Source organism: Nostoc sp. CENA543 (assembly GCF_002896875.1).
GTDB lineage: Bacteria > Cyanobacteriota > Cyanobacteriia > Cyanobacteriales > Nostocaceae > Trichormus.
The window spans coordinates 41,350-60,149 of sequence record NZ_CP023278.1 but is presented as its reverse complement, the minus strand read 5'-3'; the positions used below and the strand labels follow the sequence as shown (position 1 = coordinate 60,149).

Below are 18,800 nucleotides of genomic sequence, written 5' to 3'. Positions count from 1 at the left end.
CTTATGGCAAGTAATGCTAGAGTTGCAGGAAATTTATCGGCACCTTTCAGCGAGTATCCATGCTGAAGAAACTACAACAAAAACATATTACCTTGATTGCTGGCGCAGCACTATTTGCCTTTTCTGCTGGGGCAATGGTATCAGCACCGGAGATTGGCAAATCTTTGGGACAATGGCTGAATCTTTCACAGGCTCAGTCAGATCAGCTATCTGCTGCTAGCCAAGTCAAGTCTGCTGTGTTCCCACTAATATCACAATCTCCAGCAGAAAGAGCCACTAAATTAGCCCAGATTGGCCAAAATGGCCGTTCGCCAGATAGAGAACGGGCGCGTTATCTGTTGGCGAGTGATTACATAGAAACCAAACAAGGACAAAAAGCTTTGGAACTGTTGACAGGGTTAGACAAAGATTACCCTGTTCTAGCTCCCTATATTTTACTCAGACAAGCCCAAGCACAGGATCTTCTCGGTGCAGATGGTAAAGCTTCTGATTTAAGACAACAGGTACTCAAGCAATATCCCCAGGAAGCTGCGGTGGTGAAAGCCAAGTATCTGATTGCTCAACCCAAACTCCATGATATGGCGATCGCGCAATTTCCTTCCCATCCCCTCACCTGGGAAATCATCAGAAAGCGTCTGCAAGAAAATCCCAATCAGCCCCAATTACAGTTAATTTTGGCTAAATATGCCTACAATCAGCCAGGAACAGTAGGAGTATTAGATCAACTCGTCAAACAGTCGGGTTTAAAACCAGCAGACTGGGAAACTATTGGTACAGCCTATTGGGAAAATAATCAATTTACCAAAGCGGCGGCGGCTTATGCTAACGCCCCCAAAACTGCCCGTAACCTCTACCGCCAAGCACGGGGATTACAAGTAGGCGGCAAAGACAAAGCCAAAGCGATCGCAATTTATAATCAACTAGTCAAGCAGTTCCCTGAAGCCAAGGAAACTGGTTTGGGTTGGTTGCGGTTAGCAGAGATGGCAACCAACAACAAAGACGCTTTACCTTATCTTGACCGCGTCATCGCTCAATTTCCCGAACAAGCTAGTCAAGCTTTAGTCAAAAAGGCGCAAATTTTTCAAGCCCTCAAAGATGAGAAATCAGCCCAACAAGCTTGGCAACAACTGATTACTCAGTATGGCAAGTCCGACGAAGCCGCAGAATATCGTTGGAAGATTGCCCAAGAAAAAGCTAAAGCCAGAGATTACGTCACCGCCTGGAAATGGGCAAGACCAATTGTCACCGAAAACCCAGACAGTATCTTAGCTCCCAGAGCCGGATTTTGGGTGGGTAGATGGGCGACTAAGTTGGGCAAAGACCAAGAAGCCAAAACCGCCTATGAGTATGTAGTTAGCCAGTTTCCCCAGTCTTATTATGCTTGGCGATCGGCGAACATGCTGGGTTTGAACGTCGGCGACTTTAATAACGTCCGTCAACTCCAGCCAGAAGTAGTTCCCCATCAACGTCCTGTCCCCACCGCAGGTTCTGATACCTTTAAGGAATTGTATCTTTTGGGACAAGACAGAGATGCTTGGCTGCAATGGGAAACAGAATATGTCAACAAACAACAACCGACAGTCGCCGAACAATTTACAGAAGGATTGATGCGGCTAGCACGGGGTGAAAATCTTTCTGGGATTAATTTAATCTCTAAATTAGAAGACCGAGAAACCCCAGAAGAACAAGCCGAGTATCAGCAATTGAGCCAACAGATCACCTATTGGCAAGCCCGTTATCCTTTCCCCTACCTGCAAACAATTGAGAAATGGTCAGCCCAACGCCAACTCAACCCATTATTAGTGACAGCCTTGATGCGTCAAGAGTCACGGTTCGAGCCGAAGATTAAATCTGTGGTGGGTGCGACTGGGTTAATGCAGGTGATGCCAGATACGGGTAAATGGATCGCATCAAAAATTAAGGTAGATAACAAAACCATTGATTTAGAAAACCCCAACGACAATATTATGCTGGGGACATGGTATTTGAATTATACCCATGAGCGATATGACAATAATTCCATGTTAGCGATCGCCAGTTACAATGCTGGCCCCGGCAACGTTTCCCGATGGTTGCAGACTATCCCCAGTCAAGACCAAGATGAGTTTGTCGAAGCCATTCCTTTTGATGAAACCAGAAATTACGTCCGACAAGTATTTGGCAACTATTGGAATTATCTGCGATTGTATAACCCAGAGATTTCTAACTTGGTAGCTAAATATTCCACCCAGCATCCCAAGTTACCAGGCGTTGGGGAGTAAGGAAGCAGGGGGGCAGGGGGCAGGGGGCAAGGGAGAGGGTTTACAGCTTTTGCCAGCATAAAAATGATGCCATTTAAATGACGATTAGCTTAGAAAAACATAAGCTATACCAACTCCCCAATTTTGAATTTGGAATTAATATCAGTCCTCATACCAATTCACTAAAGTTGCTGATACAAATCCAGATCCAAAAACCCTTGTCAAGTCACAATTCCTCAATTGCGTTAGCGTAGCGGGGCGTTAGTCCATTGCGTTAGCGTAGCGGGGCGTTAGCCCATTGCGTTAGCGTAGCGGGGCGTTAGCCCATTGCGTTAGCGTAGCGGGGCGTTAGCCCATTGCGAATTGCGAATTGCGAATTGGTCTCAGCCCCTAAGTCCGGCGTTCTATGATGGCTTTGATGTTGGGTATGGCAGCTAAGACAGCACCCATGCTGGGAGTAGTTTTTTGCCAGCTATCTCGTGCTTCCAGTCTTTGAAGCCATGCTGATAGACGGGGATAGGTATCAAAATTAACACCAAACATCTCTAAAGACGGAATGAGTGTGCCTGCCACTACTTCTGCTAGTGTAAAATCTTCGCCAGCAAAGTAAGTCTTATCACCTAATAAATTTTCGTAAAACTGTAAGACGGTGGCGACTTGTTTTTGGGAAGACTCTAGTTTTTGGGGGTTAGTGTCTAAATCTACTAATTGCCTTGTTAATAGCATGGTAGCAGGCTGTAGTTCATTGAGTGTAACCATTTCTACCATCCGTACTGTAGCGATCGCTTGGGCTTGACTCGGCATTAAGGATGGGTGGGGATATTTCGCCTCTAAATAATCTAAAATCGCTAGAGATTCCACTACCCGAAATCCCTCATCCACAATTACGGGTACACGCTGCAAGGGATTAATTGTGGTGAAACTAGCTTGAAATTGATCCCCATCCAGATTTAACAAACAGGGTTCAAAGGGAATTTGTTTTTCTAATAATGCCACCCAAACGCGACGAGCATTCACAGAAATGGGATTGTAGTAAAACTTCAGCATTGCCACCCTAAGTTTACGAATACGCCCTTTACTATACGCGATCAAGACTTACGCAACGAAACTCTTAATGGTGAGATGTGTGAAGATGTCAGGTTTCTCAGCTTTTGAGTTCTACAACTTTTATGGTTTCGATGTGGAGGCTGGAAGATGTGGAAGCAGAGAAAGTCAGGAAATGAATATACATTTTGGTTAAGAGAAGATTATTAAAAGGATTATGTTTAATTAAAATAAAATGAGAAAGTACACCTAGTATCCTCAGCATCCAAATTTATAGGAGAACTTTTGCAGATTCCCAAAAGTATTCAAATCGGAGACAAAGTTTTGATTCTACGTCCAGCATACGTGGCTGGGAAGTTTGGCGTGATTTGCGGACGAGAGTCACTTGCAGATGGTCAATCAAATAACCGTTGGCTGATCCAAGTAGAAGTTGATAACATTGTGGTGTCGCTCACTCCTCAAGATTTTCAAGTCCTGGGTCATTAGTCGAGATTCATTTCCGGTGAATCTGAAGGTTATTTGGCAATGGAGAGTTATTTCTTAGTTCGCTGTAATTGTTTCCAAAGAGCTTTTATTTGGTCATCAGCCTTCAGAAGTCCGAGACAATAGTTACCATCCCAGTTTGGTATCAGTTTCAAAAATGGTGAGAACACCTAAAGCATTGAGCATTAATCGTCATCATCATTGATTATGAAATCTCTGGTATTAGTGCTTTTATCCTGATTTTCCAATGTTGCTAAAGAACGATTTAGGCGTTTGACACCACTTAGGGTAATCAACGTGAGTAATCCTCCGATTAATCCCATTTGCCACAAACCACAGCCTATGGCCGCACCTAAACCCGCCGCAGTCCATACACAGGCGGCTGTTGTCAACCCACGGACTTTTGGCTTGTCGGACTTTCTGGGAGATTCTTGTAAAATCAATCCTGCTCCGAGGAATCCTACTCCAGTAGCTACACCCTGAATGGTTCGGCTTAGAGCGTTAGTTGCTGCATAGGGACTATCACCTTCAGCCTGTAAAGGAATCATCACAAATAATGCTGCACCCATACTGACTAACATAAAGGTTCTCATGCCGGCTGGTCTACCGCCTTGTTGACGATTGAATCCAATCATGCACCCAACTACCAAAGCTAGAGCTAGTCTAAATGCTATGTGTGGCCAATCGTTAGGGGTAATGATCATTTCTCCCATTGCCAAATCCCTGTTTATAAATAAAGCTTAATTACGGTAAATCTCTAGATTTAGTCAAGTTTATTAAAAATTTAACACAAGGTTAAAAATAAGTAAAATTTTATATTTGATTTACAGAAAACAGGGAATAGTGCAAGTGTTGAAAGATGACTGTTAGGGACTTCCAGATCAAAAAATAGTTTTAATACATGAATAAACTGTGTAAATGCAGTGTTTTGTCAAATTTTTTGGAGACAAAAGAAAAAGCGATCGCTTCATGGCGAGGCGATCGCTTAATATTATCCAGAGGATGACTCTTACTTCACAATCCCGGAAACAGCCATAATTTCAGGTTCGCTGATTTGAGGAGATAAGAAATCTTGGGCATATATCCGAGGATTGGTTTGGGCAATTTGAGTATAAGATTGCCGTACCTGAGTATTCACAGCTACTGTTTTCACATCATACATATTAGTAGCTAACTTAGGATAAACACCAATCCCAATAATCAACACTAAGAAGGAAGCAGCAATAAACACTTCTCTAGTAGTAGCGTCTCTATAAACTGCTTGGCTTGGTAGTAGACAATCTGTACCAAAGCAGACTGTCCCTTCATCTTCCTGGTTTTCGTAAGCTGAGTTGTTAATGTTGCAGGATAATTCTGCACCTGTGCCGTAAAATACCTCTCTCAACATTGATAACAGATAAATCGGAGTCAAAATCACGCCTACAGCAGCTAGGAAAACCATCACAGTGCAGAAAGTTGAACTGTAAATGTCACTGGTGGTAATCCCGACAAATACCTGAAGTTCGCTCACAAAACCACTCATTCCAGGGAGTGCTAAGGAAGCCATCGCACCGGCGGTGAATAAAGCAAACACTTTCGGCATTAATTGACCAATACCACCTAAACTTTCCATTGCCATTGTGTGGGTACGGTCATAAGTAACCCCAGCTAGGAAGAATAACACCGCCGCAATTAAACCGTGAGACAGCATTTGCAGCATTGCACCACTTACACCCACATCGGTGAAAGAAGCAATACCCAACAGCACGAAACCCATGTGAGACACAGAGGAATAGGCGAGGCGGCGTTTCATGTGGGTTTGAGCAAAGGAATTTAACGCCCCGTAGATAATATTGATAACACCAAGAGTAGCTAAAACAGGAGCAAAGTAGATATGGGCATCAGAAAATAATTCTAAATTAAAGCGAATTAATCCATATCCACCCATTTTTAATAGTACACCCGCCAAAATCATGGATACAGGTGCAGAAGCTTCACCGTGGGCATCAGGTAGCCAAGTGTGCAAGGGGAAAATCGCTAGTTTGACACCAAAGGCAATTAATAATCCAGCGTAAAGTAGTAATTCTAAAGCTAAGGGGTAATTCTTCGCGCCCAGTTCCACAATATCGAAGGTGGTGTTGTCACCGTAGAGAGCCATTGCTAGCCCAGCTACCAGAATAAAAATCGAAGCGGCTGCGGTGTAGAGTAAGAACTTTGTAGCAGCGTAGCGACGTTTTTGACCACCCCAAATTGATACCAAAAGATATACAGGAACTAGTTCTAATTCCCACATAATGAAGAATAGCAGCGCATCTTGAGCCACAAATACACCAATTTGTGCTGCATACAACACCAGCATTAAGAAATAGAACAGGCGTGGTTTCAGGTTCACCTGCCAAGCAGCCAGCATAGAAAGTGTGGTGACAAATCCTGCCAACAGTACGAGCGGCATGGAGATACCATCAACAGAAACAGCCCAGCTAAAGCCCAACTGAGGTATCCAGGCATATTTTTCCGCAAGCTGAAAAGTTGCACTGTTGGTATCGTAATTTGTCCAAAAGGCGTAGCACATCAAAACAAAGTCCGCGATACCAACACCCAGGGCATACCATCGCACCAGTTTGCCGTCTTTATCAGGCAACACGGGAATGGCTAGGGAAGCAACGAGTGGCAGCAGAATAATCGCGGTTAGCCAAGGAAATCCATCAGCTATCATGGCAATGAGCAAAAATACTTATGGTGAATAAAACTATTCTATTAAACTTTGTTAACTTCTCCAAATAAATCTTTACCGCACCTCAGCATCAGCAAAAATCTATTCAATAGTCAAAAATCAATGAATATTGGAGTAAATCATAGATTGGCGCAGGGGATTAGGGACTGGGGATTGGGGACTCTCACAAGTGTAGGTTTTTTACCTAGCAGTGAGTGATGACTCTCAGACTAACGACAGAATCATCGTTTCACTCACCCTTACACCCTTACACCCCTACACCCCAAAACCCCGAAACCAATGTTTTTGGTACACAACGTCAAAAACCTACACTTGTCAGGGATTGGTGATTTGAGTTACAAAACTTTAACTAAACCGCAAAGATCCCCGACTTTGGGCAAGAGTCGGGGATCTTTGCATGAGGATTTGTAAATTTATTGGCGAAAATTAACTATAAAATCTATTTTTTGTAAAACTGAATACAGAAGTAATTTGATTTATACCCTGTATATGCTTGGTGGAGTCAATAGCTTGACAAATGATTTTTGTGAGAGGGCTAGATAACGATGCTAGTTACGGAAACTTATCCTGTATTTCCATTCAGTCCCTTATCTGGAATAAATTATGATGATCACATCACTCCTATTAATGAGACTTGGGTAAAGTTGCTTCATCTCCCTAGTGAATATAGTTGTGATGAAGCTAAGTTGCTCTGTCAGGAGTCTCCAAACACCTGGGTAGCGTGGATACCGGACTATGGTGAAATGACTCTGCACGAAAGTTGTTTTATTCTCTTGTGGTGAAATAGCTTTCTAGGAGTGAGGCGATCGCTTGCGGACAGTTCTTCTTGTATTTCTTTTTACCCAGCATTAAAATACAGTTGGGCGCACTGCTACAGCGTTTTTGACAACTGGTGTGTTCGATAGTCACTTTGTCAAGTAAACCGCGATCGCACAAAGTTTGTTCTAGTTGAGATAATAACCCTTGACCACCTCTTTTTATGCAACCCGCTTTTTGACACACCATAATTTTCGCTGATGGTTGCGTTGGTAAGTCTGCGTGGGAATGGGAAACTTGTTCATCACTAATCTTAGTGACTTCATAAGCTTTGAGTTTAATTGTTCCCTTGTATCGGTGTAATTTGCCCACACCATAAATATTAATGCGCTCACCTATATTGAGAGATGAACTTAAACAAGAGCGTAATTTTTTCGGTAGTTTAATTAATACATCTCCAGAGGGAATAGCCAAACTCAAGTATTTAATTTTCTTCGGTTTATTGCCCATAAAACCCAAGAAATTACCCTCAAGATTAAACTCTGATAACTGCAAATATTTGTCACCCATGTTCAGTATGAGAAAGGGAGTAGGAGATAGGGGTGTAAGGGTTTAGGGGTATAAGGGTGTAGGGGTATACGAGAGGTTGTACTCCCATGCCCTATGCCCTATGCCCCATGACCATTTAAGCCAGTCTTTTAGCTTCTACAGTTTTAGGTAAACTACTAGCGTCTGGAATTTCACGAAATTCTAATTCCCAGCCATTCGCTAGAGTGAGAACTTTACCTTCAGCACCATCAGTTTGTTTAACTACTACTTCTTCTAAGTCTTTTTTGGCAACATAAACTGTTAAGTTACCTGCATCATTCATCCGTAACATCACTTTCATGGTTTTCCTCAGCAGATTCTAGTTCTTTTTCCCGACAGCCAACAATGATTCCTTTATCTAAGAAATGCACGGCATAAATGTAGGAACGTTGTAAGAAAGTCCCTATACTTGCTACGTAGCCAATTTCTCCTTTTTTTGCTAAAATCTCCCCAATATCTCGACCTGGAAATGTGCCATCGTTCTTAATTTGTTTGCGAAGTCTGACTTTTTCTCCTAAGTCAAACACTGGTTCTGAGTCCAATTCGTATTCATCGCGCTGCATGAGAATACCTCTGTTCTTTTACCAAATTCAGCAGTTCTTCTGTAGTTAAACTGCGTTTTTTCTTGACTGACTGTTGGCGGACTGCGTCTAAAACAGATTGGGTTTCTTCGGCGTTGAGAATAATCCCATGCTGTTTGAGTAAACTAGATACCAAATGTCGTCCAGAATGTTTACCTACGACTAAGCGGCGTTCCCAACCGACTTCTTCCGGTGCAAAGGGTTCGTAGGTGTCAGGGTTTTGCATGACACCATGAGCATGAATTCCTGACTCGTGAGCAAAGGTATTTTCACCAACGATCGCTTTCCAAGGTGGTACGCTAGCACCAGAAGCAGCCGCCACCAGTTGTGACAATTCCAACAACCTGGGGGTGTCAATTCCCATATCTACGCCATAGATGCGTTTAATGGCCATGACTACTTCTTCTAAAGCTGCGTTACCAGCTCGCTCACCCATACCGATAACTGTAGTATTTACAGATGCGGCTCCAGCTTTAATTCCTGCTAAAGCGTTGGCTGTAGCCATACCGAAATCATTGTGGGTATGAATTTCTACGGGAATTGATAAAGCCGAAACTAACTGCTTTACTTCCCCATAGGTGCTGAAAGGATCAAGAACTCCCACGGTATCGCAGAAACGAAAACGTGACGCACCCCATTCTTCGGCTGACAATGCAACATCCAAGAGGAAGTTTTCATCAGCTCTGGAGGAATCTTCCCCCCCGACTGCAACCCAAAGACCTTGATCAACTGCAAAGCTAATACAGTCTTTGAGTCTTTGCAGACTTACCCGCCATTGTCCGTGAAATTTCGCGGCGATTTGAATACCGGAAACGGGAATGGCGATATGTACGCGCTTCATTCCACAGGCAATAGAAGCTTTAATATCTGACATGACGGCGCGATTCCACGCCAACAGTTCAGCTCGTAAACCTAAATTAGAAATGGCGGAAATTGCACGCATCTCCTCCTCACCCATTGCAGGTATCCCCACTTCTAATTCGGGTACACCAATGCTATCGAGAAATTTAGCGATCGCTACTTTTTCTTCGAGGGTAAATGCTACACCTGCGGCCTGTTCACCGTCTCGTAATGTCGTGTCGTTAATGATAATTTTAGTCATCTCAAACATCCCTCTTAGCAATTTCTCTTAATATACTTTCAAGATTTAAAGGCACAATTTTATACAATTTGTGGTATTGGTAAATGCTAAAAATATCTGGCGAAGATTGAACGGTAAATGCAGTTAACTTTCACCTTTCATAATTCATCTTCATCATTTCTAAATATTACCTAAACAATAACAACACATCTGTATGGCAGTAGACAAAAACCAGGTATCATTTAATAAAAAATTTGCAAAAAATACATATTCTTTAACTAAATTTTTGCCATATATAAATATTAGCAATTATCCGCTAATGCTTGACATTCTGGGACAATTGCTAAATATTTTTCTCAATTTATTTGCGGTGCTGAAAGTGATTTAAATATTACATTCTAATATGGTTCAGTTGAGCAAGTTTTCCTGCTTAGGCAGGGAAACAGGGAAAAGAGAACAGTAAAATGTCAAAATGCTTATCTGAAGTGTATTGACATAGAACTATATATGATGCAAATTTTATTTTTGCGTAAAAATCTTAATTTTTTTAACTTAGTATTTTCAGTTATTAAATTAAAAACCAATATAACTTAATGACAAAATTATAAATATATTATTTTTGCAATCATCTCTAAGAAAAATTATGATTTTATGACTATTTAAGACAAGTTTTTTATATATTGTTATGTAACCAATCTAGAATTTTCTCCAGTTCTTCCAAATTTACTAAACCATATTGCCAAAGTAACATCGGTAAAGGAGCAGGATCAAGTTCGCGGTGTTTGAGAGCTATAGCAATATCTTTATGGGAAAGTGCAAGTTCATTATGTAAAAAATCTAGCAGTTCTACATCTTTATTGTGAGTGGTCACGTTGTTTCGCTCCTAATGCAAAATACAAAATTAAAAATCCCTAATAAAAATGCTTTTTTTGTCAGTTTTTCGTCAGACTTTCTTAGCACCCAGCACTCAAAACTCTTCATAGTTGCAATCCCAACAACGCTCTAGCCAGTCTAGTAACTCTGGGCGAGAGGCTAGAAATTGCATAACTGTACTGCGAACTAGAACTGCTGTCAAGCAGCTATTAACTTGCACCTGCAAGGAACCATCGGGAAGACAGGAACAAGGGATCATCAACTCTTGTAACCGATGATAAATCTGCCAGCGATCGCCAAACGGTATCTGCAATATATAATCACCTCGCAACATGATTATTTATCCTTAGTCATAGAAGAGGACAAGGGGAGGAGTGCAGGGTGCAGGGAGAAAATACTATACATAAATCTAGGGGTTAGTATCTTCACTAGCCAAGGAACTGAGAATCTTTCGCCCTGGCTCCCTGCTCCCTGCCCCCTGCCTATATTCTGATTGGCTAGAGAGAGTTTGCAGTTTTTGTTCTAGCTGCTCAATCCGCGTTAATAGCGAACGAATCACATTTGCTTCTACGTCAGGTAACTTGGCGTGATCCAGAGGACATAAATTATTCTTTTCCTTACGGGAAATAATCCGTCCTGGAATCCCTACTACTGTAGAGTCTGGGGGAACATCGCGTAATACAACTGAACCTGCACCAATTCTGACGCGATCGCCAATTTGGATATTACCTAAAACCTTGGCACCAGTCCCCACAACAACATGACTGCCGACAGTCGGATGGCGTTTACCGCTTTCCTTGCCAGTACCGCCTAGAGTCACACCTTGATAAATTAGGGTGTAGTCTCCCACAATCGCCGTTTCACCAATCACAACCCCCATTCCGTGGTCGATAAACACACCTTTACCAATCCTTGCACCTGGGTGAATTTCGATGCCGGTAAGAAAACGCGCCAGATGAGAAATAAAGCGAGGGAAGAACACCACATTTCGCAGGTGTAACCAGTGAGCGAGACGATGTAAACAGATAGCGTGCAAACCTGGATAACAGAACACCACCTCCAGCCAATTGCGTGCGGCGGGATCGCGTTCAAAAATTATCCGAAAATCACTCAACAATGGCTCAAACAAATTGCCAGAGAAGAGACCCTGCAACCAGGAAGTTTTGGTTTTATCAGGTGGATTGTCGATACCATCTAAGGACTGTTGCATTGGTACTGCGTGGGTAAAAGAGCCTTGTGCTATTTTTATGCTTATATCAGGCGACCCCCAACAGGACAGTACACCCCATCTTGATTGGATTTATTGGATTAATTACGTTTATACTCAACCCCTCCAACCCGCCACAGACAACAACCAAAAATTTATTTTGGGGTATGGGGACAAGTATTTTAGATATGGGGGACTAGTATTTATCACCCCAGGGTTCAGAATTTTTGTACTCGCTACAAAAAACTTAATATGTAAGACTTTGATACGATTTGAGTGAGATATTTTGAGATATATTAAGCTGTACTCAAATCCCCTGGAATATCAAGTAGACAGGACTACAACTCAAATTTCTGTATACCCAGTTACTATCTGTAGTATGGCGATTTGGCACATTTAAAACAGTGGTGAGTGGTGTTAGCGGTAGCGCGGCGTTTAGCCGGTGCTGAGTAATAAGTAATAAGTAATAAGTAATAAGTAATGAGTAATGAGTGGTGAGTATTTTTTATTACTCAATCACTTCAAAAATAAGGGCAAACTGATTTTAAATTTTCTTTATCTCCCCTGCACCCTGCACCCCTGCCCCCTGCCTCCTGCCCCCTGCCTCCTGCCCCCTGCCTCCTGCCCCCTTGCCTATTTAGTTGGAAGCGTCCTTACCTCTGGCGATTTGCTGTTGGACGAACATTTCCCTTAACACCATTGCCGGATCAACATAGTTATTGGCGTACTTCATTACCCAGTGGAGATGCGGCCCGGTGGTGCGTCCGGTCATCCCGACTCTACCAATTCTCACCCCTGTGGGGATTGTTTGACCTTCCCAGATTTGGATGCCGCCGGCTCTATCAATCATGTACTGCCGACCGTTAGAGGTTTCTACAGAACCTTCCATATGACAATAGGTGTGTTCCCATTGTCCAGATTTAATTACGATGTGAGTACCACAAGCACCGCGATCGCTCACTTTAATCACTGTGCCACCCCACCAGTTACGAATATAACTACCTTGTGGGGCAGCTATATCTAAACCATTGTGAAATTCCCAATTATTCCCGCCTGTTGCTGAACGACGGTAGCCAAATGCAGAGGTATAGGCTTGAAAGTTTTCTACAGGAAAAGATGCTGCTGACCAACCATTACCTGTGGCTATAGTGTTGGATTTTACCTCTCTTGCTCTGGCAATTTCGCCTTGAGGTAATAGAGTCATGCAGCTAAAAATACTGATACTTAAGATTGACAGCGTTGCTGTTCCCAATATTACTTTTGCTTGCTGCTTACTCATTATTATTTTCCTTCAGCCATTCCTATATTATTGAGATTTATTTTTTGTAAATACTCGGATAAATCTAAATTAAAAATTGCTATCCTTCCGGAAAAACCGATTTTTATTTGAATTATTAGATTTATGCTGTGAGTATATACTTACGTAAATTAACTTATTCAGTCAAATAGATTAATATATAAGGGTTTAGAGTGTCAAACTTTTGCTATTGATTTGTTTAATGACCGCTTAATTGCCATCAAAAAACTGTTAATAACCAAAAATTATAGATTTTTTAATCAGGATTTTACGTGTATACGTACAAAAATCGAATTTAATTCTTGAATTATTTGTGTAAGTAGGGAATAGAGAATGGAAAAGTTAGATCTGGAGTTTAGACTAAGCAGCAAAAAATGACCCAGGAAGGCTGAGTTGAAAATAAATAGGCATTAGACATAAAAATCGACAATCTTAAGCAGATTCTGATTGTTGCTTACGTGGCTTAGTTGTAGTTTTTCTAACAACAGGATAGCGAATTCTACGTTGTCGGGGTTGTCCAGTCTTCCAGCCAGGGGACTTTCCGCGAGGTTTGGGCGGACGGGCAGGAGTACCAATCGTCGCTAAAATACTTCCCATCGCCTGAGCAACCCTACCTGGAGTCAAACTAACTAATAACTTTTGCCAAGGTAAAGGGTTGTCTGCAACGATATCACGGGCTAACCACAATTCCCAAGTCATGATGGGCATTAAGTCACTCCAACGCTCACATTGCTTAGGGGTACGTAGCTTGGGAAGAGTCCAGTGTAAGCGTTGCTTCAAAAAGCGATACCAGTGGTCAACAGTAAAACGCCGCAAGTAGAGTTGCCAAACTTCTTCTAAAGGCGGCATTTGTTCTCCCAGCCAAGCCAACCACAAAGGTTTTGACACCCGCAAGTTGCCAAGCTCATCAAGACGCTCAACCCGAATCAAGGACATCGGACGTGTAGCGGCTTTCCGAAAATGAAAATTTGACCACAAGCTCACCTTGATACGTCCTAGTTTTGGATGATTTACTTCTATAGTTTGAATGGCTTGAGTCCATGTCGAAGCATCATTCAACTTAAATTTATCACCATGTTTTCTCGGTCGTCCCTTGCCAGAATATGGTGGTGGTGCGCCCCATAAACAAAGATTTGAACGCAAACGTACCAAAATGTCTGCTTTAATATTACTCGTCTTCAAAACGAAAGGAGCGCACCCGTACTCACTATCCCAAACCGAAATTGGTCTGGTAGGTAAATTTTCACAAACTTGTTGTAATTGCCATGCTGCTTTCTGGATTGGGCTTTCCCAACTGGTAATTCGCTCGTGTCTCAATGGTAATGCCCAACTGCCCGAACTCTCCGGTATCCAAGCAATGGTGCTATAGCCCCTGACCAATGGTGATTGGTTTGTCACCTCCCATTGAGACACTGCTGTGTTCAATTGTCCTTTCCTGTAGCGTTACCGCATCTGGCCTTGGCCAAGCTGTATGGTCGCCAGCCAACAACGGACGACCCTGGTGTGGCATCTGTTTGATGTATAACTGCATCAATTTTTGTCGCTGTGGCCTGCTATCTTGTAACGCTTCATAAATACTTGACCACTTGCGTCTAAATGCTGGTGATAGTGATAAATCTGCCAAACTGTAAGCGTTCCGAGTTAGCAATATTGCATCCATCAGTTCAAATGTTGCATCATGCGCTCTACCTAGATAGTTATACGCTGCTTGACGAAATTCCTCTAATTTGGCACGGTTCATATTGGCAGATGAGAGTTGGTGGTTCTTCTCTCAGCTTCTGCTAATAGGGGACTGTGTTCAAGCACACCCCTTATTTTTCGTTGTCGCACCGGGAACTAGTCTAAACTCCAGTTAGATGCTTACGGAATTTTTGTAGTCAAATCATTTAGACAAGAAAAGTTGTTATTCTTGAGTTGAATTTCTAATGAAGAAGAAAATCAATAAAAATAATTTTATACAGAAATTTTAAATATATTTACGTATAAATTTAGGTAATTATAGATGATTTCGCAGCAGTCAAAAGAAAGATTACCTATGGGATAGTTGCCAAGTTGCCAAAATCTTGTTAACTTTTATGCTTAAAATTGCTGAATAAGTCGATTGATCATGATATCTAGCATCAATCGAACCATTTGCAGGAAGCACCAAAGCCATGCTGACCGAAATACTACCTTTTAGTTTTGAGATAGATACAGTTGCGATCGCTGGAGCAAGTTTGTGGTCTTTGGCCTTATATTTAGGATTTTCCCCCGTGAGTGAGTGGGTAATGGAACAACTAGGCCGCTGGTTTAATTTTGCCGAGCGATCGCTTTACACTAGTGAAAAAGAATTTGAAAAAACCCGCAAAGCCAGAGAATCACAAAACGCCTTTTACGCCTCACTGTTTAGCATTGTGCCGTTTTTGGTCATTGGGGCTTTATGTAACTGGGGTGTAGAAATCAGTTTAGGACGCAGTTGGGCAATTAGTATGGGCATCCTCGCCTGCATGGGTTCTGGAATTTATGAACTAGGCCGTAGAGATGGACAGTCTGATTAGTCATTAGTCATTAGTCATTAGTCATTAGTCATTAGTCATTAGTCATTAGTCATTAGTCATTAGTCATTAGCATTTTACTCCCATACCCTATGCCCAATGCCCCATTCCCTATTTCCTATTTCCAATTCCCAATTTCCTCACTAACAATCTGGGCTATTTTTTGGGCTGCACCGCTTTCACCTCTGGCTTGGCGTAGCTGGTTTCTCATTGCTTCTAATTTTTCTGGATGATCTATCAAGTCTATAACCATTTCCCCGATATCATTGGCTTGGAGTTTCCCGACGATTTCGGGTACTATTTCGGCTTTTGCCCAGATATTTGGCCAAGCTAGTAAACCTTTGCGTCTGAGAAATAGCCAGTTGATGATTTTGGCAAAAGTAGAACCTAAACCTGGTAAATTTGCCAGCAACCCTGGTAAACCATCCCAAGAACGCATAGCATCAAGTTGTTGTGTGGGTAATAACACTAGCATGGGTACACCCAAAGCCCCTAATTCGGCGGTGTTTGCTCCGACGGTGGTTAAGCAAATACAACAACGGGATAATAAATCATAGGCAGGATTTTCTTGGTGTAACTCTACATAGATTCCTTGACTGGTTTGCAACACAGGGTAGTTACTACTTGGTTCTGAGACAACTAAGGAAGCACCAGAAAATTGAAAAGTTTCGGCAAAAGGGTTTTTTTGAGGATCTGCAAAGCTAGCTAGAGTTTCTAAATCTAACGTTGGCGCAACAGGAATGACAAATTTCATCTCAGGTCTTTTGCTGTGGATATATTCAGCAATTTTGAGCATTAGGGGTACACCTTGGGTTAATTTTGCGGCTTTTGACCCAGGTAAAAGACCGATAATTGGGGCTTGGGGATTGGGGCTTGGGGATTGGGGATTGTTGAGTTGTTTTTGGGCTTCTAGCATTATGTCGCCGACGACTGTAAATTTATCGGCGTATTTGGGGGAGACTTTGGCGGAAACTTGTGGGTTCATAACTGCAAAGCGGTCAATGAAGTTATGCCATCTGGCTTCCCATTCGGCGTAAACTACTGTACGGTATCCCAGTTTTTTGCCGATGATGACAGGGAAAATTTGATCTCCACCTAAGAATATGATGATACCGCGATCGCTCCAATCCCAATTTTCTACAGTTTTACCCCAGAGTAAAAATTGCCAAAAATGCTCTGCTGATTGTACTCGGTCTACTTCGGGATAAGAAAGGGCGATCGCAGCTTCTTTCCCGCTAGCATTGGGACACGGTGATAAAACTACAGAAATCCTCACCTCATCACGGTTATTTCCTAACTTGTCTCGCAAAGCTTTCACTACTGGACGTACCCAAGTCGTTACTTCCCCTGGGCCATTGGAGAGAATAAGAATATCTACTAAATTCATAAGTTGACAGTAAACATTTATATAAAAAATTACGGACGTAAGAGGGTACTGATAAAATTACAACCTATGTATGATAACGTCTGTAAGTTCCTTGCTGAATCATTTTCTAGTGACTTTGCAACTTGGCTGCTGAATGAGCCAATTGCACTCACTCAACTTAGTCCATCGGAATTATCCCTCGAACCCATACGGGCAGATGCACTAATTTTGTTACAGTCCGATGAAATTGTCCTGCATCTAGAATTTCAAACCAGACCAAAAGTCGATATTCCCTTTCGTATGAGTGATTATCGTTTACGAGGGTATCGCAAATTTCCCCAGAAAAAAATGCGTCAGGTGGTAATTTATTTACAACCAAGCGATTCTGAGCTAGTTTATCAAACAGAATTTATTTTAGAGAATAGCTGGCACAGATTTGACGTAATTCGACTGTGGGAACAGCCAACAGAAATATTTTTCAATTACCCAGGTTTGCTACCGTTTGCAACTTTAAGCCAAACCGATAATCAAACGCGAACCTTAGAAGAAGTGGCTCAAGTTATTGAAGCGATCGAAGACACCAGAATCCGCAGTAATCTTGCTGCATCAACAGCCGTGTTATCTGGGCTAGTATTAAATAAGGACGTGATTAAAAGAATTTTGCGGAGTGATATTATGCGCGAATCTGTAATTTATCAAGATATTTTACAAGAAGGTATTAAAGAGGGCTTTGAAAAAGGTGTTGAACAAGGAATTGAACAGGGAATTGAACAGGGAATTGAACAGGGAATTGAACAAGGTATTGAACAAAAAGCCCAAGATGTTGCCATCAAACTGATTAATCAAGGTATTAGTCTGGAAATAATTGCTGATGCCACGGGTTTAACTATTGAACAGTTGCAAAAATTACAGGCTCAAACAGAAGACATTCAACCCCAATAACTTTATGCGTCAATCGGTTATTGTTCAAGATATTTGGCAAGAATGGTTTCAAGAAGGTTTTAAACAAGTTTAGAACAAAAAGCTCAGGAAATTGCCAGAAATATGTTAATGAAAGGTTTTGATATTGCATTAATTGTTGAAGTTACTGATTTAACTGTCGAACAGATTCAAAAATTACAAGATCAAGTAGAAAACACTGAAATTCAATGATATTCAGACAAAACATTTAATTACTCATGTCTTATAGGGACTTCTCGCTGGCAAAAGTAAAACGCGACTTCAACTTAAAAATAGTTGAAAATGCACGTTTTTTACCAGAAATAGAACCGATAAAACCTAGTCTTTATCTCCAAGAAGCACTAAGTGAAGGACTCCCACTAGCAACAGCTACAGGTTCAGAAAAAGCACGCTCAGAGTTAATTATTAGTCCTATTCTTTTAGAAGTCCGAAAAATACTTGAACGCCAAGTTAGCTTGTTTTCGGGTGAGGATTTTACAGTTGCACCAGATTTAGGCTTGAGTGGTGTATGTGATTTTTTAATTAGTCACTCACCCGAACAAATATTTATTGAAGCTCCCGTTGTTGTAATTATTGAAGCGAAAAAAGGTGATTTAAAACCAGGCTTAGGACAATGTGCAGCAGAAATGATTGCCGCGCAAAAGTTTAATGAGACTAATAATATACCAATCAGAACAATTTATGGCAGTGTGAGCAGTGGTACTATTTGGAGATTTTTGCAATTAACTGAGCAAATATTAAGTATTGATTTGACTGATTATACAGTTCCTCCCGTAGAAATGCTATTAGGAATGTTGGTTTGGATGGTGCGAGAAGGTCAGTAATCATCAGTTTATAAAAACTCATTTCTCTGTTAAGGGTTTTTTCTATTCCATTACTGGATAGACAAAAGGGTGAATTTTAAGCATGGCGATCGCTCTTGATTTCGCACTAATATAAAAATATGGGGAAACACTACGCGAATCCTTAACTCTTCATTCCCATCGCCTGAATTTCCCAGATAATACTTGACAAAATTCAATATTTATATATTTGTCTATCTTGCGCCTCAAAAGTACAAATTTGCCAAAATATATC

20 protein-coding genes are annotated in these 18,800 nt (G+C 41.6%); 6 read left to right on the top strand and 14 right to left on the bottom strand.

Features of this window, described 5'->3' with window-relative positions; translation table 11 throughout:
* The first annotated feature begins 59 nt into the window (after positions 1 to 59).
* On the top strand, positions 60 to 2,261 hold the full coding sequence (locus CLI64_RS00265; protein WP_103135366.1) for a transglycosylase SLT domain-containing protein: 2,202 nt from the start codon (positions 60 to 62) through the stop codon (positions 2,259 to 2,261).
* Between the two features lie 369 nt (positions 2,262 to 2,630).
* Here CLI64_RS00265 and CLI64_RS00260 read toward each other — a convergent pair whose 3' ends face one another.
* Positions 2,631 to 3,287: a glutathione S-transferase family protein gene (locus CLI64_RS00260; RefSeq protein WP_103135365.1), complete on the bottom strand. Its 657-nt coding sequence runs from the start codon at positions 3,285 to 3,287 to the stop codon at positions 2,631 to 2,633.
* 282 nt (positions 3,288 to 3,569) lie between these two features.
* Between CLI64_RS00260 and CLI64_RS00255 the strand changes: the two genes are divergently transcribed.
* On the top strand, positions 3,570 to 3,770 hold the full coding sequence (locus CLI64_RS00255) for a hypothetical protein (RefSeq protein ID WP_103135364.1): 201 nt from the start codon (positions 3,570 to 3,572) through the stop codon (positions 3,768 to 3,770).
* A 182-nt stretch (positions 3,771 to 3,952) separates the two neighbouring features.
* Here the strand turns inward: CLI64_RS00255 and CLI64_RS00250 are convergent, their stop codons facing one another.
* Entirely contained in the window at positions 3,953 to 4,480 is a 528-nt protein-coding gene (locus CLI64_RS00250) for an MgtC/SapB family protein (RefSeq protein ID WP_103135363.1), read from the bottom strand.
* A gap of 296 nt (positions 4,481 to 4,776) precedes the next feature.
* Positions 4,777 to 6,462: an NAD(P)H-quinone oxidoreductase subunit 4 gene (locus tag CLI64_RS00245; RefSeq protein WP_103135362.1), complete on the bottom strand. Its 1,686-nt coding sequence runs from the start codon at positions 6,460 to 6,462 to the stop codon at positions 4,777 to 4,779.
* 215 nt (positions 6,463 to 6,677) lie between these two features.
* Here CLI64_RS00245 and CLI64_RS31845 point away from each other — a divergent pair, with 215 nt between their 5' ends.
* On the top strand, positions 6,678 to 6,809 hold the full coding sequence (locus CLI64_RS31845; protein ID WP_264082480.1) for a hypothetical protein: 132 nt from the start codon (positions 6,678 to 6,680) through the stop codon (positions 6,807 to 6,809).
* Between the two features lie 436 nt (positions 6,810 to 7,245).
* Here CLI64_RS31845 and CLI64_RS00235 read toward each other — a convergent pair whose 3' ends face one another.
* The 10 genes from CLI64_RS00235 to CLI64_RS31390 form a co-directional block, all read right to left on the bottom strand.
* Positions 7,246 to 7,806, bottom strand: coding sequence for a (2Fe-2S) ferredoxin domain-containing protein (locus tag CLI64_RS00235; protein ID WP_103135360.1), 561 nt, complete (start codon positions 7,804 to 7,806; stop codon positions 7,246 to 7,248).
* A 115-nt stretch (positions 7,807 to 7,921) separates the two neighbouring features.
* Positions 7,922 to 8,125: a putative nitrogen fixation protein NifT gene (gene nifT, locus CLI64_RS00230; RefSeq protein WP_103135359.1), complete on the bottom strand. Its 204-nt coding sequence runs from the start codon at positions 8,123 to 8,125 to the stop codon at positions 7,922 to 7,924.
* On the bottom strand, positions 8,100 to 8,387 hold the full coding sequence (locus CLI64_RS00225; RefSeq protein WP_103135358.1) for a nitrogen fixation protein NifZ: 288 nt from the start codon (positions 8,385 to 8,387) through the stop codon (positions 8,100 to 8,102). Before CLI64_RS00225 ends, nifT begins: the two co-directional genes overlap by 26 nt.
* On the bottom strand, positions 8,374 to 9,507 hold the full coding sequence (nifV, locus tag CLI64_RS00220) for a homocitrate synthase (RefSeq protein WP_103140529.1): 1,134 nt from the start codon (positions 9,505 to 9,507) through the stop codon (positions 8,374 to 8,376). Before nifV ends, CLI64_RS00225 begins: the two co-directional genes overlap by 14 nt.
* A 652-nt stretch (positions 9,508 to 10,159) precedes the next feature.
* The gene (locus CLI64_RS00215) at positions 10,160 to 10,357 is read right to left on the bottom strand and encodes a DUF2949 domain-containing protein (RefSeq protein ID WP_103135357.1); all 198 of its coding nucleotides are present in this window, start codon (positions 10,355 to 10,357) and stop codon (positions 10,160 to 10,162) included.
* A 96-nt stretch (positions 10,358 to 10,453) separates the two neighbouring features.
* Positions 10,454 to 10,693, bottom strand: coding sequence for an Asr1405/Asl0597 family protein (locus tag CLI64_RS00210; RefSeq protein ID WP_103135356.1), 240 nt, complete (start codon positions 10,691 to 10,693; stop codon positions 10,454 to 10,456).
* Positions 10,694 to 10,768: 75 nt separating this feature from the next.
* Positions 10,769 to 11,569: a serine O-acetyltransferase gene (gene cysE / locus CLI64_RS00205; protein ID WP_103135355.1), complete on the bottom strand. Its 801-nt coding sequence runs from the start codon at positions 11,567 to 11,569 to the stop codon at positions 10,769 to 10,771.
* Positions 11,570 to 12,203: 634 nt separating this feature from the next.
* A complete protein-coding gene (locus CLI64_RS00195; protein WP_103135353.1) occupies positions 12,204 to 12,845 on the bottom strand; it encodes a M23 family metallopeptidase in 642 nt (213 codons plus the stop codon).
* 450 nt (positions 12,846 to 13,295) lie between these two features.
* Positions 13,296 to 14,288, bottom strand: coding sequence for a transposase (locus CLI64_RS00190; RefSeq protein ID WP_225977388.1), 993 nt, complete (start codon positions 14,286 to 14,288; stop codon positions 13,296 to 13,298).
* Complete coding sequence (locus CLI64_RS31390) at positions 14,227 to 14,604, bottom strand: transposase (protein WP_225977389.1); 378 nt, start codon at positions 14,602 to 14,604, stop codon at positions 14,227 to 14,229. Before CLI64_RS31390 ends, CLI64_RS00190 begins: the two co-directional genes overlap by 62 nt.
* A 412-nt stretch (positions 14,605 to 15,016) precedes the next feature.
* On the opposite strand from CLI64_RS31390, the gene CLI64_RS00185 reads away from it, so the two are divergent.
* Positions 15,017 to 15,400: a hypothetical protein gene (locus tag CLI64_RS00185; protein ID WP_103135352.1), complete on the top strand. Its 384-nt coding sequence runs from the start codon at positions 15,017 to 15,019 to the stop codon at positions 15,398 to 15,400.
* A 115-nt stretch (positions 15,401 to 15,515) separates the two neighbouring features.
* On the opposite strand, the gene CLI64_RS00180 is transcribed toward CLI64_RS00185, so the two are convergent.
* On the bottom strand, positions 15,516 to 16,784 hold the full coding sequence (locus CLI64_RS00180; RefSeq protein WP_103135351.1) for a lipid-A-disaccharide synthase: 1,269 nt from the start codon (positions 16,782 to 16,784) through the stop codon (positions 15,516 to 15,518).
* A gap of 66 nt (positions 16,785 to 16,850) precedes the next feature.
* Here CLI64_RS00180 and CLI64_RS00175 point away from each other — a divergent pair, with 66 nt between their 5' ends.
* Both CLI64_RS00175 and CLI64_RS00165 read left to right on the top strand, forming a co-directional pair.
* Entirely contained in the window at positions 16,851 to 17,705 is an 855-nt protein-coding gene (locus CLI64_RS00175) for an Rpn family recombination-promoting nuclease/putative transposase (protein ID WP_103135350.1), read from the top strand.
* A 236-nt stretch (positions 17,706 to 17,941) separates the two neighbouring features.
* The gene (locus tag CLI64_RS00165; RefSeq protein WP_103135349.1) at positions 17,942 to 18,547 is read left to right on the top strand and encodes a hypothetical protein; all 606 of its coding nucleotides are present in this window, start codon (positions 17,942 to 17,944) and stop codon (positions 18,545 to 18,547) included.
* Positions 18,548 to 18,800 lie beyond the last annotated feature (253 nt).